Here is a 13107-nt window from a genome sequence, read left to right on the forward strand (position 1 = left end):
TGGGTGCCCGTCAGCCGGCGGCCCGGGCCTCCAGGTTGCGCGCGGTGCCCAGCAGCGTGGCGCACAGCGTCTCGCGCCCCTGGCCGTCCACCGCATAGACCTCGGCGGCACACACCGTGAGGAGTCGGCTCGCGCTGATCACGCGGCCGCGCGCGCGCAGGCACTCGCCCGCCGCCGGGGCGACCAGCTTCAGCGTGGCATCGATCGTGGCGTTGGCGCTGCCGGGTGGCAGCAAGGTGCCGGCGGCCGACACGGCCGCGAAGTCGGCAGCGGCGAACACCGCCGTGGCCTGCAATTGGCCTGGCGTGAAGCACCAGTCGGCCTGCACCGGCAGTTCAATCTCGACCTGGCCGGGTGCGAGCTGGGTGAACTGCAGCTTCAGCGTGCGCGCCATCGGCATCGCCAGCACGGCAGCTCTCACGCGTTCGGTTTGCGGGGTGTCGGTCATGCGCGTTCCTTTCGGGTTCGGGGCCAGGTACTGGCGCCGTTTCGGGCCTGCAGCGTCTTCAACTTCGACGCTTGCTTGTGCAACCAGGCGATGTGCGCGACGAGGCGCTTGCGCAGTTCGCGCTGTTCGGCGATCAATGCATCGACCTGCGCGATGCGGCCGCGCATCGACTCGACCACATGCTCGAAGCCGAGCGCGCCGCTTCGATAGCGGGGCAAGGCCTCGGCCAGATCCTTGAGCGAGAAGCCGAGGTCGCGCCCCATCGAGATGAACACCACTTCGCGCACCGCGTGCTCGCTGAACTCGCGGTAGCCCGAGGGCTGGCGGTCGGCGCGGATCAGGCCGTCGAGTTCATAGCGACGCAGCCGGTGTACCGAGACACCGGTGCGCGCAGCCAGCTCCGAAATCTTCATGGGATCGGACCTTAGCAAGCCTCGCACTGTGCGAGGGTCACCCGGGCGACCGGTGCCGGGGGGTCAGCGCTTGATTTCCGGGTTGAAAAGCGTGCCGTCGGCCTTGACCGCCGACAGCGGGTAGCGCTGGCCGGCGAGATAGTCCTCGATGCACGTCAGCACCAGCGCGCTGCGGTGCCGCTCGCGCGAAGCGTGCAACTCTTCCAATGTCATCCACAGCGTGCGTTCGATACCGTCGTCGAGCGGCAGGGCCGGATCGCGCTCGCCGGCACTGCCGCCGTAAGCGATGCGCAGGTAGGTCACGTCTTCGCCCGTGGCGGGCCGCTGAAATCGCGACAGGTACACGCCCACCACGCACTGCGGCGTGAAGTGGCAGCCGGTTTCCTCCAGGGCCTCGCGCACCACTCCTTGCTCGGGGGATTCGCCGAGTTCCAGGTGGCCGGCCGGGTTGTTGAGCTTCAGGCCCTCGGCCGTGCGCTCCTCGACGAGCAGGAAGCGGCTCTCGCCACCGACCCGGCGCTCGATGATCGCGGCGACCGTGACACTGGGCTTCCAACGTTCACTCATCTTCCGATGGTAGGTGTCGTGGCGAGGCGACGTTGCCCCTGGGGCGCTCATCACAATAGGTTACCCTCGCGTGTTTTGTAAGTTGGGCGCAAGCCATGGGCTGCGCCGGTGACTCAGGAGTCAGTTCCATGTTGATTGGGGTACCGCTCGAGACGGTGGCCGGCGAGACGCGCGTGGCCGTCACGCCAGAGACCGCCAAGAAACTCAAGGCCCAGGGTCACACCCTGCGCATCCAGTCGGGGGCCGGCGTGGCCGCCAGCGTCACCGACGACGCCTATGTGGCTGCCGGCGCCGAGATCACCGACCAGGCCGGCGCATTCGGTGCCGATCTTGTGCTCAAGGTGCGCTCGCCGCTCGACTCCGAGCTGTCGCTGATGAAGACCGGCGCCAACCTCGTGGGCATGCTCAACCCCTTCGACACCGCCGGCCTGCAGCGCCTGGCCGGTGCCGGCCTCACGAGCTTCGCGCTCGAAGCCGCACCGCGCACCACGCGCGCACAGAGCATGGACGTGCTCTCGTCGCAGGCCAACATCGCCGGCTACAAGGCCGTGATGATCGCCGCCGACAAGTACCAGCGCTTCTTCCCGATGCTGATGACGGCCGCCGGCACCGTGAAGGCCGCGCGCGTGGTGATCCTCGGCGTGGGCGTGGCCGGCCTGCAGGCCATCGCCACCGCCAAGCGCCTGGGTGCCGTCATCGAGGCGAGCGACGTGCGCCCCTCGGTGAAGGAACAGGTTGAGTCACTCGGCGCCAAGTTCATCGACGTGTCGTACGACACCGCCGAAGAGAAGGAAGCCGCCGAAGGCGTGGGCGGCTACGCCAAGCCCATGCCGCAAAGCTGGCTCGACCGCCAGAAGATCGAAGTGGCCAAGCGCGTGGCCGCCGCCGACATCGTGATCACCACCGCCCTCATCCCCGGCCGCGCCGCGCCCGTGCTGGTGACCGAAGAGATGGTCAAGGCGATGAAGCCCGGCTCGGTGGTGGTCGACCTGGCTGCCGCGCAGGGCGGCAACTGCCCCTTGACCGAAGCCGGCAAGACGGTCGTCAAGCACGGCGTCACGCTGGTCGGCGAGACCAACCTGCCGGCCCTCGTGGCGGCCGACGCGAGCGCGCTTTACGCGCGCAACGTGCTCGACTTCCTCAAGCTCGTCGTCACCAAGGAAGGCGGCTTCAACGTGCCGATGGACGACGACATCGTGGCCGCCTGCCTGATGACTCAGGGCGGCGAAGTGAAGCGGAAGTAAGAAGAGAAGCGTATGAACAACCGAGTGATGCTGCGGGCGAAGTTGCACCGCGCCACCGTCACCGAAGCCGACCTGCACTACGAGGGCTCGTGCGGCATCGATGAGGACCTGATGATCGCGGCCAACATGGTGGAGTACGAGCGCATCGAGCTCTACAACATCAACAACGGCGAACGCTTCTCCACCTACATCATCAAGGCGCCCAAGGGCTCGGGGACGATCTCCCTGAACGGCGCCGCAGCCCGCAGGGCGCATGTGGGCGACCTGCTCATCATCTGCACCTACGCGACGATGAGCGAAGTCAACTCCGCCACCTACAAGCCGACGGTCGTGCTGCTCGACGAGGGCAACCGCGTCAAAGAAATCCGCAAGCTTTAAATCCGCAAGAACCCAATCCAAGGAGAACGTCGGATGGACATCATCTCGCCGACCATCACCAACCTCATCATTTTCGTGCTGGCCATCTACGTGGGCTACCACGTCGTGTGGACCGTGACGCCCGCCCTGCACACGCCGCTGATGGCCGTGACCAACGCCATCTCCGCCATCGTGATCGTGGGCGCCATGCTGGCTGCGGCCGGCACCGAAACGCCGCTGGGCAAGACCATGGGCGTGCTTGCCGTGGCGCTGGCTGCCGTCAACGTGTTCGGCGGGTTCCTCGTCACTCGGCGCATGCTCGAGATGTTCAAGAAGAAAGACAAGAAGCTGGCGGTCAAGGAGGAGCCGAAATGAGCATGAACCTGGTCACGCTGCTGTACCTGATCGCCAGCGTCTGCTTCATCCAGGCACTCAAGGGCCTGAGCCACCCCACCACCTCGATCCGCGGCAACCTGTTCGGCATGGTCGGCATGGCCATCGCCGTACTGACCACCGGCGCGCTGATCGTCAAGCTGGGTCACACCGGCGGCCTGGTCTGGGTACTGATCGGCCTCTTGGCCGGTGCGGCCTACGGCGCCTACCGTGCCAAGACGGTCGAGATGACCAAGATGCCGGAACTGGTGGCCTTCTTCCACAGCATGATCGGCCTCGCGGCCGTGTTCATCGCGGTGGCAGCCGTCGCCGAGCCGGCGGCCTTCCAGATCGTGGCCAAGGCGGGCGACCCCATCCCCACCGGCAACCGGCTGGAGCTGTTCCTGGGCGCGGCCATCGGCGCCATCACCTTCAGTGGCTCAGTGATCGCGTTCGGAAAGCTGTCAGGCACCTACAAGTTCCGCCTGTTCAAGGGCGCGCCGGTGGTCTTCCCCGGCCAGCACATGCTCAACCTGGTGCTGGGCCTGGCCACCATCGGCCTCGGCCTGGTGTTCATGTTCACCGGCAGCTGGCCGGCGTTCTTCGCCATGCTCGCCCTGAGCTTCGTGATGGGCGTGCTGATCATCATCCCGATCGGCGGCGCCGACATGCCGGTGGTGGTGTCCATGCTCAACAGCTACTCGGGCTGGGCGGCGGCGGGCATCGGCTTCTCGCTCAACAACAGCATGCTGATCATTGCGGGCTCGCTGGTCGGCTCGTCGGGCGCAATCCTCTCGTACATCATGTGCAAGGCGATGAACCGCTCGTTCTTCAACGTGATCCTGGGCGGCTTCGGCGGTGACGCTGCCGCAGCCACGGGGGGCGCCACCGAGCAGCGCCCGGTCAAGAGCGGCAGCGCCGACGACGCGGCCTTCGTGCTCGGCAATGCAGAGACGGTCGTCATCGTGCCGGGCTACGGCCTGGCCGTGGCCCGTGCGCAGCACGCGGTGAAGGAACTCGCCGCCAAGCTCACCGAGAAGGGCATCACCGTCAAGTACGCCATCCACCCGGTGGCCGGCCGCATGCCGGGCCACATGAACGTGCTGCTGGCCGAGGCCGAAGTGCCCTACGACCAGGTGTTCGAGATGGAAGACATCAACGGCGAGTTCGGCCAGGCCGACGTGGCGATCATTCTGGGCGCCAACGACGTGGTGAACCCGGCAGCGCACACCAAGGGCAGCCCGATCTACGGCATGCCCATCCTGGAAGCGTACAAGGCCAAGACCATCATCGTGAACAAGCGCTCGATGGCCGCAGGCTATGCCGGCCTGGACAACGAGCTCTTCTACATGGACAAGACCATGATGGTCTTCGGCGACGCGAAGAAAGTTGTCGAGGACATGGTCAAAGCGGTCGAGTAATTCGACCGCCACCAGGAAGGCCGCGCAGAGCAATCCGCGTGGCCTTTTTTTCGAGAACTCAGAAAACGAACGCTCGTTCGACGCTCGAAAGCCCTGATGTTTCGGGTGTCAGCTATACGTCAGAATCGCCCATTTCTCAAAAAGTAAGTGCACCGGAGAACCTAGATGGAAAAGACTTGGCTCAAGCAATACCCTGCCGGCGTGCCTGAGCAGATCAACATCAACGAATACCCTTCGCTGACTGCGTTGATCGAGGAGGCGCTCAAGAAGCATGCTTCTGCCACCGCCTACAAGTTCATGGGCAAGAGCTTCAGCTTCGCCCAGGTCGACGAACAGTCGCGTGCCTTCGCCGCCTATCTGCAATCGCAGGGCCTGGAGAAGGGCGACCGCGTCGCCATCATGATGCCCAACGTGCCCCAGTACCCCGTGGCCGTGGCCGGCATCCTGCGCGCCGGCATGGTGGTCGTGAACGTCAATCCGCTCTACACCGCTCGCGAACTGGAGCATCAGCTCAAGGACTCCGGCTCCAAGGCCATCGTCATCATCGAGAACTTCGCCGCCACGCTGCAGGCCTGCTACGCCGCCGTGCCCGCCAAGAAGGTGATCCTCGCCTCGATGGGCGACATGCTCGGCTTCCCCAAGGGCACGATCGTCAATTACGTCGTGCGCAACGTGAAGAAGATGGTGCCGGCTTTCGCGCTGCCCGGCATCGTGCGCTTCAACGACGCGGTGGCGGCTGGCCGCAAGGCCTCGTACCGCGCGCCTGATCTCAAGCCCACCGACATCGCTGTGCTGCAGTACACCGGCGGCACCACCGGTGTCAGCAAGGGTGCCGTGCTGCTGCATCGCAACCTGGTGGCCAACACGCTGCAGTGCGAAGCCTGGTACCAGCCCGCACTGCGCAAGATCCCCGCAGGCGAGCAGTCCATGACCGTCTGCGCCCTGCCGCTGTATCACATCTTCGGGTTCACCTCGAACATGATGCTGTCGATGCGCACTGGGGGCTGCAACATCCTGATCCCGAACCCGCGTGACATCCCTGCATTGTTCAAGGCGATAGCGAACGAAGGCATTCACAGCTTCCCGGCCGTCAACACGCTGTTCATGGGCATGGTCAACCACCCTGAGTTCAACACGGTGGATTGGAGCAAGCTGAAGATCTCGGTCGGCGGCGGCATGGCCGTCCAGCAGGCCACAGCGAAGCTGTGGCTCGAGAAGACCGGCTGCCCGATCTGCGAAGGGTACGGCCTGTCGGAGACCTCGCCGTCGGCCACCTGCAACCCGACGGACAGCGAATCCTTCACCGGCACCATCGGCCTGCCGCTGCCCAACACCGAACTGGCCCTGCTGGACGAAGAAGGCAACGAAGTGGCGGCGGGCGCAGCCGGCGAGATCGCCATCCGCGGCCCGCAGGTGATGGCCGGCTACTGGCAGCGCCCTGATGAAACCGCGAAGGTGATGACCGCGAACGGCTTCTTCCGCACCGGCGACATCGGCACGGTGGATGAGCGCGGATTCTTCCGCATCGTCGACCGCAAGAAGGACATGATCCTGGTCAGCGGCTTCAACGTCTACCCGACCGAGATTGACGACGTCGTGACGCAGATGCCCGGCATCCTCGAATGCGCGGCGGTCGGCGTGCCCGACGCCAAGACCGGCGAGGCCGTCAAGCTCGTGATCGTGCGCAGCAACCCCGCCGTGACCGAAGACGACGTGCGTGCCTACTGCGACGCCAACATGACCGGCTACAAGCGGCCGAAGATCATCGAGTTCCGTACCGACCTGCCCAAGACACCTGTAGGCAAGATCCTGCGCCGCGAGCTGCGCGACAAGGCTTGACCGGCGGCGCTCTTGTATCGTGTGAACCGACGTGCACAGTGCGGGCTTTGTGAAGTATTGCCCGCATCGCCGGTTCAAATCGCGAACGAAGCCTCACTTCGGCGGTCGAATCGGTTCAGATTCGCGAAAGAGCAGTGAGCTGCTGATTTCGCGCGGTAGGTCATTGACGGGAGGTCGATGGTGATCTGGTCCAAGACAGATGCAGGCAGAGCGGAGATGCAGACCCGGGCGCTCGTGAAAGAGCGCTCGCAACGCAATCTGCTGCTGCTGATCGACGGCGTGAAGACCGAAGAGATGCTGCTGGCCAACGTGGCCGGCAGCAAAGCCGAAGACTTTCAGTTGCTCGAGTCGCTGCAACTCATCGCACAGGTGCAAGGCGGCAGCAGCAGCCGCTCCTCGGGCAGCATCACGGTGCCAGCGCCCTTGGTTGCTGATGAACCTGAAGCGGCGGCCCCCGAGCAGGCGCTCGATTACGGCCAATTCACGGCTGCATTGACCAAGCTCATCTCGGCTGAACTCGGACTGCGCGGCTTCCCGCTCACGCTGGCTGTCGAGAAGGCCGGCACGATCGAGGAGTTGCGCAAGGTCGCCGACCGCGCACTCGACCAGATTCGCGATCGCAAAGGCCTGCCCGCTGCCGAGAAGGCGCGGCGCACCCTGTTCGGCGCCTGAGCCGCACGGGGCGCTCTGCCCCGCTATGCCCCCCGTCGGGTGAGGCAAACTCGCCGCCATGCCGGTACGCCTCTACCTCGAACATCCGCTGCAGGCGGACACGCTCATCACCCTGCCCCCCGGGCCCGCGCGCCATGTGCAGGTGCTGCGCCTTCAACCCGGCTCCGACCTCGTTCTCTTCAACGGCCACGGCGGCGAGTGGCGCGCCACGGTGCAACAGATGGGCCGCAGCGAGGTGCAGGTTCAAGTGCACGAACACGACGCTGTAGAGCGCGAGCTCGCCCACCCCGTCACCCTCGCGATCGGGATGCCGGCCAACGAGCGCATGGACGCGCTGATCGAGAAAGCCACCGAGTTGGGCGTGGCTGCGATCCAGCCGCTGCTTACCGAGCGATCGGTGCTTCGCCTGAGCGGTGAGCGCGCCGAGCGGCGCCAGGCGCATTGGCAAGGGGTGGCCGTCGCCGCAAGCGAGCAGTGCGGGCGCACGCGCGTCCCGCACGTGGCCGCCATTCGCGGCTTGCCCGATTGGCTACGCACGCTGCCGTCGGCATCAGGCGAACAACGCCGCTGCCTGCTCAGCCCGCGCGCGGGCACGCTGCTGGCCGCGAGCCCGGGGCCGGTGCTGTTCGTGAGCGGGCCCGAAGGGGGTTTGAGCGAGCAGGAAGAAGCACTCGCGCAACGTGCCGGTTTCGAAGCGATCGGACTCGGCCCACGCGTTCTTCGGGCCGACACGGCACCGCTCGCGGTGCTGGCATTCCTGGGTCTGTCGAGCCTTGCGTGAGCTCAGTCGCGGGCCGACCCGGCGACGAGATCGAAGCGGAACAAGCGGCATTCGATGGGGCCGTTCCACATCGGCACGCGCCGAGTGGCCTTCAGGCGCATCGCACCGGGGAGCTTCATGTCGGGGCTGAGCACCCACGCCGTCCAGCCGGCAGCGTGGCCGGTGTAGCTGCGCTTCCAGTGGGCTGACAGACGCGGAAAGAAATCGTCGGGAGCGGCCCGGTTGTCGTCGCTGCGGTCAAGGGCAGGCGCGCGCGCGGCGGCCTTGCCGGCGACTTCGATGCGTTCGCCATAGGGCGGGTTGATCATCAGCGTGCCGGGCAGGTCGGCCGGCAATTCGGGCGCGGGGCGCTCGAGTGCGTCGCCACCATTGAACTGGATGACGTGCTCGACCCCCGCGCGCTGCGCGTTGCGGCGCGCGAAGTCGACCATGCGGAAGGACACATCGCTGGCAAAGATGGGCACGGCACTCGCGTGGACGCGCGACTGCGCATGGCTCTTCATGCGCTGCCATTGAGCGCGCGAATCGGTGTCGGCGAAGGGCAGCAGGCGCTCGAAGGCAAAGCGGCGCTTCAGGCCCGGCGCGATGCCGCAGGCGAGTTGCGCCGCCTCGATCGCGATGGTGCCGCTGCCGCAACACGGGTCGTGCAACGCGCCGCCTTCATCGGCTGTGCCGCGCCAGCCGGCGGCGGCCAGCATCGCGGCGGCGAGCGTTTCTTTCAATGGCGCATCGCCCTTGTCCTCGCGCCAGCCGCGCTTGAAGAGCGATTCACCCGAGGTGTCGACGTACAGCGAGGCATGCGTCTCGCCCAGGTGCAGCACGAGCTGCAGGTCGGGCCGTTGCGTGTCGACGCTCGGGCGCTCGCCGGTGGCCCCGCGCAACTGGTCGCACACGGCGTCTTTCACGCGCAGGGCGGCGAAGTTCAGGCTGCGCAGCGGGCTGCGTTGCGCGGTGGTGTCCACGCGCAAGGTGTGCTGCGGCGTGATCCATTGCTGCCAGTCGACGCTGCGCGCCAGTGCGTAGAGATCGTCTTCGCCCTGGTAGGGGCCGGACGCCACCTCGGCCAGCACGCGCTGCGCGAGCCGGCTTTCCAGGTTGAGTGCCATCACATCGGCCGGGTCGCCATCGACACCCACGCCACCGCGGCCCGGATAGATGCGGCTGCTCGGAAGAATGCGCTGCACTTCTTCGCTCAGCCAGGCCTCGACACCGGCGGCACAGGGAAGGAACAGGGGCAGTGCCATTACATCGTCCGCCGCAGGTTGGCAGGCGCGATGCGCAGCGCTTCGCGGTACTTGGCCACCGTGCGCCGCGCCACCTGGATGCCTTGCTCTTCGAGCATCTTGGAGAGCTGGCTGTCCGACAAGGGCTTGGCCGCATCTTCGGCCGCCACGAGCTGCTTGATCAACGCGCGTACCGCGGTGCTCGATGCATTGCCACCGGCCTCGGTGTTGAGCGACGAGCCGAAGAAGTACTTGAGCTCGAAGGTGCCGAACATGGTCGCCATGTACTTGGCGGTGGTCACGCGCGAGATGGTCGACTCGTGCAGGCCGAGTTCGTCGGCGATCTCGCGCAGCACCAGTGGCTTCATCGCGATCTCGCCATGCGTGAAGAAGCTCTTCTGCCGCTCGACGATCGCCTGGCTCACGCGCTGGATGGTGTCGAAGCGCTGCTGGATGTTCTTCATGAACCAGCGCGCCTCCTGCAGGCGAGAGCTGAGCGCGCCGTTGGCGCCGCCCGAACCGCGGCTGCCGCGAATGGCCTGTGCGTAGAGGTCGTTGATGCGCAGCTTGGGCATCACCTCGGGGTTGAGCACGACCTTCCAGTTGCGGCCCGACTTCTGCACGATCACGTCGGGGACGATGATGTTCGCCTCGGCGCGCGTGAAGGGCCGGCCGGGCTTGGGCTCCGTCGAGACGATCAGCACCTGGGCCTCTTTGATCAGCTCTTCGTCGGCGCCGGTGGCCGACATCAGCTTCTTCATGTCGCGCTTGGCCAGCAGCTCCAGGTGGCTCTTGCAGATCAGGATGGCGATCATCTGCGCCTCGCTGCGCTCCATGGCGCGCAGCTGCAGGATCAGGCACTCGCTCAGGTCGCGTGCGCCGACGCCGAGCGGCTCCATGTTCTGCAACCACTTGAGAGCGCACTGCAGGCGTTCGAGCAGTTCTTCGCGCTGCTCGTCGGTGCTGGCGAGTTCGGCGGCGATGTCGTCCAGTGCGTCGGCCAGATAGCCGTCTTCGTTCAGCGACTCGATCAGCACCGTCACAGCCGCCGCGTCTTCAGGGCTCAGGCGCATGCCCAGCAGTTGGCGGCGCAGGTGCTCCTGCAGGCTCACGTTCTCGCTGTTGCGCTCGGCGGGGTCGAAGTCGTCGTCGCTGTCGTTGTTGGTGCCCGTGCCACTACCAGAAGGCAATTCGCGGATGCCGTCGAAATCGTCGCGCTCGGTGCCGTTCTCCCAGTCGTCGCGTTCGGCGCTGAAGTCGGTGCTGTCGAGGCTGGGCGTGTCGTCACTTCCGGCATCGGCGACCGACTCGGTGGCCCGCTCGGCCTCGCGCTCGCCTTTCTGCTCGGCCGCGGAGAGGCGCTCGCTGAGCGGCTCGAAGACGGCCGCGTTGTCTTCTTCGGCTTCGAGAAACGGGTTCTGCTCCAGCATCTGCTCGACTTCCTGGTGAAGCTCGAGCGTGGAGAGTTGCAGCAGACGGATCGACTGCTGAAGCTGGGGCGTGAGCGCCAGATGCTGCGACAGCCGTACTTGCAATGACGGTTTCATACGGCGTGGTCCGTCACGGGGTCACATCCTGAAGTGTTCGCCGAGGTAGACCTTTCGAACGTCGGCGTTCTCCACGATCTCACCGGGTGTGCCTTCGGCCAGCACCCGCCCCTCGCTGATGATGTAGGCGCGGTCGCAGATGCCCAGCGTCTCGCGCACGTTGTGGTCGGTGATCAGCACGCCAATGCCACGCGCCTTCAGAAAGCCGATGATGCGTTGGATCTCCAGCACCGCGATCGGGTCGACACCCGCGAAGGGCTCGTCGAGCAGGATGAAGCGCGGCTGCGTGGCCAGTGCACGGGCGATCTCCACCCGGCGGCGCTCGCCACCTGACAAAGCCGGGGCCGGGCTCGCGCGCAGCTTCTGGATGCTCAGGTCTTCGAGCAGATCATTGAGCATCTTGTCGATCGTGGCCTTCGGCAGCGCACGGCCGTCGGGGCCGTGCTGCAGTTCGAGCACGGCGCGGATGTTCTCCTCGACCGTGAGCTTGCGAAAGATCGACGCCTCTTGCGGCAGGTAGCTCAGGCCGAGCCGCGAGCGCTTGTGGATGGGCAGCCGCTCGACGCGCTGGCCATCGATGCTGATCTGGCCCCCGTCGGATCGCACCAGGCCCACGATCATGTAGAAGCTGGTGGTCTTGCCGGCACCGTTCGGGCCCAGAAGGCCGACCACCTCGCCGCTGTGCACCGCCAGGCGCACGTCCTTGACCACCATGCGCGCGCCGTAGCTCTTCTGCAGGCCGATGGCTTCGAGCTGGCTCGTGGCGGTCAACACCTCGGAAGGCGGCCCTCCGTTCATCGGGAGGCCCCCGAGGCCGCGGCTTCGGCCGCAGCAGGCGTGCCCGATCGGGGCGTCAGCACCGCGCGCACGCGGCCCGTGGGGTTGCCTGGCGTGGCGGCCGACGGCCCGCCCGACACCGTGAACAGCTCGGCCGTGTTGTCGTAGGTGATGACGGCACCGGTGACCTGATCGGCCACGGTCGTGCCGCGCAGGCGCTGCACCGAGGCGCGGTTGATGAAGCGGATGGAATCGTTCTTGCCGTCGTACTCCAGGCGCTCGGCCTCGCCTTCGACGAATTCGTTGACGTTGTCGCGCTTGGTGCGGAAGGTGGCGAGATGGCCGCCCCCGGACGTGGCCGTGGCGTACTGATAGCCCTCGGGGCTTTCGCGCACCTCGATGCGGGCAGCGCGAATGACCATCGTGCCCTTGGTGACCACGACGTTGCCGTTGAAGACGACGGTCTGGGTCTGCAGATCCACCTTGCCCGGAAGGTCGGATTCGACCTCCAGCGGCTTGAGCCGGTCGGCCTTCTCAGCCTGCGCCAAGCCCGATGCCAATGCCAGGAGCACGGCGCATGCGATCGCCCGTGGAGGCCGGCGCGGCAATAGGGAGGGGGTCGGTGGGGTCATTGGCGGCATGAAACTTGCAGGCCATTCTAGCCTCAAGATGCATGCCGCCGGGCGCTTTCGCTGCACTTTACCGCTGAGCAATCAGCGGTTTGCGGGGCTCAGCTTTTGCGCTGCGTCCCGATCAGGTACTCGGTGACGCGCAGGGCGTTGTCCATCGAGCCGGCGAGCGTGCCCGAGGTGAAGAACCGGCCGTTGACGCCCATGGCGGGCACGCCGTCGATCTTGTAGGCATCGGCCAGGCGCGTGGCCTGCTTGGACTTGGTCACGACCGAAAACGAGTTGTACACCTCGTTCCACTTGGCCTTGTCGATGCCGTTCTTCTCCATGAACGCGGCGATGTCGTCGGGCTTCTCGAGACGCTGGCGGTCGTTGTGGATGGCGTAGAACACGCGGCGATGCAGCGCCTCGACCTTGCCCAGCGCTTCCAGCGAGTAGTAGATCTGCTGGTGCGGCATGAACGCCTCGCGGAAGGCGACCGGCACGCGGCGGAACGCCACGTCGGCCGGCAGCGTCTTCAACCAGGACTCCAGCGTGGGCTCGAAGGCGTTGCAGTGCGGGCAGCCGTACCAGAAGAACTCGACGACTTCGATCTTGCCGGCAGGCGCATTCACCGGGGCGGGCGTGCCCAGGCGAACGTAGTGCTTGCCTTCGACAGGCTTGTCCTGGGCGTGGGCGTGCAGGCCGGTCGTCAGGGCCGCAGTACCCAGGCCGAAGCTCACCAGCTGGGCAGAAAAGTCGCGTCGGTTCATGTTGTGTCGATTCCCAAAGGCTAATGACAGGGGGAGTGGAGTGTGTTCAGACCGGTTTGGTTCAG

15 protein-coding genes are annotated in these 13107 nt (G+C 66.1%); 7 read left to right on the forward strand and 8 right to left on the reverse strand.

All coding sequences use genetic code 11. From position 1 onward, the window contains the following. Positions 1-10 precede the first annotated feature (10 nt). The 3 genes from AC1KAR_RS08850 to AC1KAR_RS08860 form a co-directional block, all read right to left on the reverse strand. Positions 11-448 (reverse strand): PaaI family thioesterase, encoded by a 438-nt coding sequence (locus tag AC1KAR_RS08850; protein ID WP_480316573.1) that lies wholly within the window; start codon positions 446-448, stop codon positions 11-13. Further along, complete coding sequence (locus AC1KAR_RS08855; RefSeq protein ID WP_480316575.1) at positions 445-861, reverse strand: MerR family transcriptional regulator; 417 nt, start codon at positions 859-861, stop codon at positions 445-447. Before AC1KAR_RS08855 ends, AC1KAR_RS08850 begins: the two co-directional genes overlap by 4 nt. 63 nt (positions 862-924) lie before the next feature. Continuing rightward, complete coding sequence (locus tag AC1KAR_RS08860) at positions 925-1428, reverse strand: NUDIX hydrolase (RefSeq protein WP_480316577.1); 504 nt, start codon at positions 1426-1428, stop codon at positions 925-927. Positions 1429-1556: 128 nt separating this feature from the next. On the opposite strand from AC1KAR_RS08860, the gene AC1KAR_RS08865 reads away from it, so the two are divergent. The 7 genes from AC1KAR_RS08865 to AC1KAR_RS08895 all read left to right on the forward strand — a co-directional run bounded on the left by AC1KAR_RS08865 (position 1557) and on the right by AC1KAR_RS08895 (position 8114). Then, the gene (locus tag AC1KAR_RS08865) at positions 1557-2672 is read left to right on the forward strand and encodes a Re/Si-specific NAD(P)(+) transhydrogenase subunit alpha (protein ID WP_480316579.1); all 1116 of its coding nucleotides are present in this window, start codon (positions 1557-1559) and stop codon (positions 2670-2672) included. Positions 2673-2684: 12 nt separating this feature from the next. After that, positions 2685-3050: an aspartate 1-decarboxylase gene (gene panD / locus AC1KAR_RS08870; RefSeq protein ID WP_480316582.1), complete on the forward strand. Its 366-nt coding sequence runs from the start codon at positions 2685-2687 to the stop codon at positions 3048-3050. 33 nt (positions 3051-3083) lie between these two features. Continuing rightward, complete coding sequence (locus AC1KAR_RS08875) at positions 3084-3404, forward strand: NAD(P) transhydrogenase subunit alpha part 2 (RefSeq protein WP_480316584.1); 321 nt, start codon at positions 3084-3086, stop codon at positions 3402-3404. Continuing rightward, positions 3401-4822 carry an NAD(P)(+) transhydrogenase (Re/Si-specific) subunit beta gene (locus AC1KAR_RS08880; RefSeq protein WP_480316586.1) on the forward strand — a complete coding sequence of 474 codons (1422 nt, stop codon included), beginning with the start codon at positions 3401-3403 and terminating at the stop codon, positions 4820-4822. The genes AC1KAR_RS08875 and AC1KAR_RS08880 overlap by 4 nt, the downstream gene beginning before the upstream one ends. Before the next feature lie 165 nt (positions 4823-4987). Further along, on the forward strand, positions 4988-6661 hold the full coding sequence (locus AC1KAR_RS08885; RefSeq protein ID WP_480316588.1) for a long-chain-fatty-acid--CoA ligase: 1674 nt from the start codon (positions 4988-4990) through the stop codon (positions 6659-6661). A gap of 177 nt (positions 6662-6838) precedes the next feature. Further along, positions 6839-7333 carry a hypothetical protein gene (locus tag AC1KAR_RS08890; RefSeq protein WP_480316590.1) on the forward strand — a complete coding sequence of 165 codons (495 nt, stop codon included), beginning with the start codon at positions 6839-6841 and terminating at the stop codon, positions 7331-7333. Positions 7334-7391: 58 nt separating this feature from the next. Next, positions 7392-8114, forward strand: coding sequence for a 16S rRNA (uracil(1498)-N(3))-methyltransferase (locus AC1KAR_RS08895; protein ID WP_480316592.1), 723 nt, complete (start codon positions 7392-7394; stop codon positions 8112-8114). Positions 8115-8116: 2 nt separating this feature from the next. On the opposite strand, the gene AC1KAR_RS08900 is transcribed toward AC1KAR_RS08895, so the two are convergent. From AC1KAR_RS08900 to AC1KAR_RS08920, 5 genes are all read right to left on the reverse strand, one after another. After that, positions 8117-9358 carry a THUMP domain-containing class I SAM-dependent RNA methyltransferase gene (locus tag AC1KAR_RS08900; protein WP_480316594.1) on the reverse strand — a complete coding sequence of 414 codons (1242 nt, stop codon included), beginning with the start codon at positions 9356-9358 and terminating at the stop codon, positions 8117-8119. Continuing rightward, entirely contained in the window at positions 9358-10884 is a 1527-nt protein-coding gene (locus tag AC1KAR_RS08905; RefSeq protein WP_480316596.1) for an RNA polymerase factor sigma-54, read from the reverse strand. The genes AC1KAR_RS08900 and AC1KAR_RS08905 overlap by 1 nt, the downstream gene beginning before the upstream one ends. A 21-nt stretch (positions 10885-10905) precedes the next feature. Then, a complete protein-coding gene (lptB, locus tag AC1KAR_RS08910) occupies positions 10906-11682 on the reverse strand; it encodes an LPS export ABC transporter ATP-binding protein (RefSeq protein ID WP_480316598.1) in 777 nt (258 codons plus the stop codon). Then, on the reverse strand, positions 11679-12302 hold the full coding sequence (gene lptA, locus AC1KAR_RS08915) for a lipopolysaccharide transport periplasmic protein LptA (RefSeq protein WP_480316600.1): 624 nt from the start codon (positions 12300-12302) through the stop codon (positions 11679-11681). Before lptA ends, lptB begins: the two co-directional genes overlap by 4 nt. An 89-nt stretch (positions 12303-12391) precedes the next feature. Further along, the gene (locus tag AC1KAR_RS08920) at positions 12392-13042 is read right to left on the reverse strand and encodes a thiol:disulfide interchange protein DsbA/DsbL (RefSeq protein WP_480316602.1); all 651 of its coding nucleotides are present in this window, start codon (positions 13040-13042) and stop codon (positions 12392-12394) included. Positions 13043-13107: the final 65 nt, after the last annotated feature.

The sequence above is a fragment of the Piscinibacter sp. PDB1-1 genome (assembly GCF_056675995.1).

Excerpts from the sequence above, each read along its gene's own strand:
- lptB (WP_480316598.1), bottom strand. The coding sequence starts at position 11,682 with ATGAACGGAGGGCCGCCTTCCGAGGTGTTGACCGCCACGAGCCAGCTC.
- panD (WP_480316582.1), top strand. The coding sequence starts at position 2,685 with ATGAACAACCGAGTGATGCTGCGGGCGAAGTTGCACCGCGCCACCGTC.
- AC1KAR_RS08885 (WP_480316588.1), top strand. The coding sequence starts at position 4,988 with ATGGAAAAGACTTGGCTCAAGCAATACCCTGCCGGCGTGCCTGAGCAG.
- AC1KAR_RS08875 (WP_480316584.1), top strand. The coding sequence starts at position 3,084 with ATGGACATCATCTCGCCGACCATCACCAACCTCATCATTTTCGTGCTG.
- AC1KAR_RS08895 (WP_480316592.1), top strand. The coding sequence starts at position 7,392 with ATGCCGGTACGCCTCTACCTCGAACATCCGCTGCAGGCGGACACGCTC.
- AC1KAR_RS08865 (WP_480316579.1), top strand. The coding sequence starts at position 1,557 with ATGTTGATTGGGGTACCGCTCGAGACGGTGGCCGGCGAGACGCGCGTG.
- AC1KAR_RS08890 (WP_480316590.1), top strand. The coding sequence starts at position 6,839 with ATGGTGATCTGGTCCAAGACAGATGCAGGCAGAGCGGAGATGCAGACC.
- AC1KAR_RS08850 (WP_480316573.1), bottom strand. The coding sequence starts at position 448 with ATGACCGACACCCCGCAAACCGAACGCGTGAGAGCTGCCGTGCTGGCG.
- AC1KAR_RS08905 (WP_480316596.1), bottom strand. The coding sequence starts at position 10,884 with ATGAAACCGTCATTGCAAGTACGGCTGTCGCAGCATCTGGCGCTCACG.
- lptA (WP_480316600.1), bottom strand. The coding sequence starts at position 12,302 with ATGCCGCCAATGACCCCACCGACCCCCTCCCTATTGCCGCGCCGGCCT.
- AC1KAR_RS08860 (WP_480316577.1), bottom strand. The coding sequence starts at position 1,428 with ATGAGTGAACGTTGGAAGCCCAGTGTCACGGTCGCCGCGATCATCGAG.
- AC1KAR_RS08855 (WP_480316575.1), bottom strand. The coding sequence starts at position 861 with ATGAAGATTTCGGAGCTGGCTGCGCGCACCGGTGTCTCGGTACACCGG.
- AC1KAR_RS08920 (WP_480316602.1), bottom strand. The coding sequence starts at position 13,042 with ATGAACCGACGCGACTTTTCTGCCCAGCTGGTGAGCTTCGGCCTGGGT.
- AC1KAR_RS08880 (WP_480316586.1), top strand. The coding sequence starts at position 3,401 with ATGAGCATGAACCTGGTCACGCTGCTGTACCTGATCGCCAGCGTCTGC.
- AC1KAR_RS08900 (WP_480316594.1), bottom strand. The coding sequence starts at position 9,358 with ATGGCACTGCCCCTGTTCCTTCCCTGTGCCGCCGGTGTCGAGGCCTGG.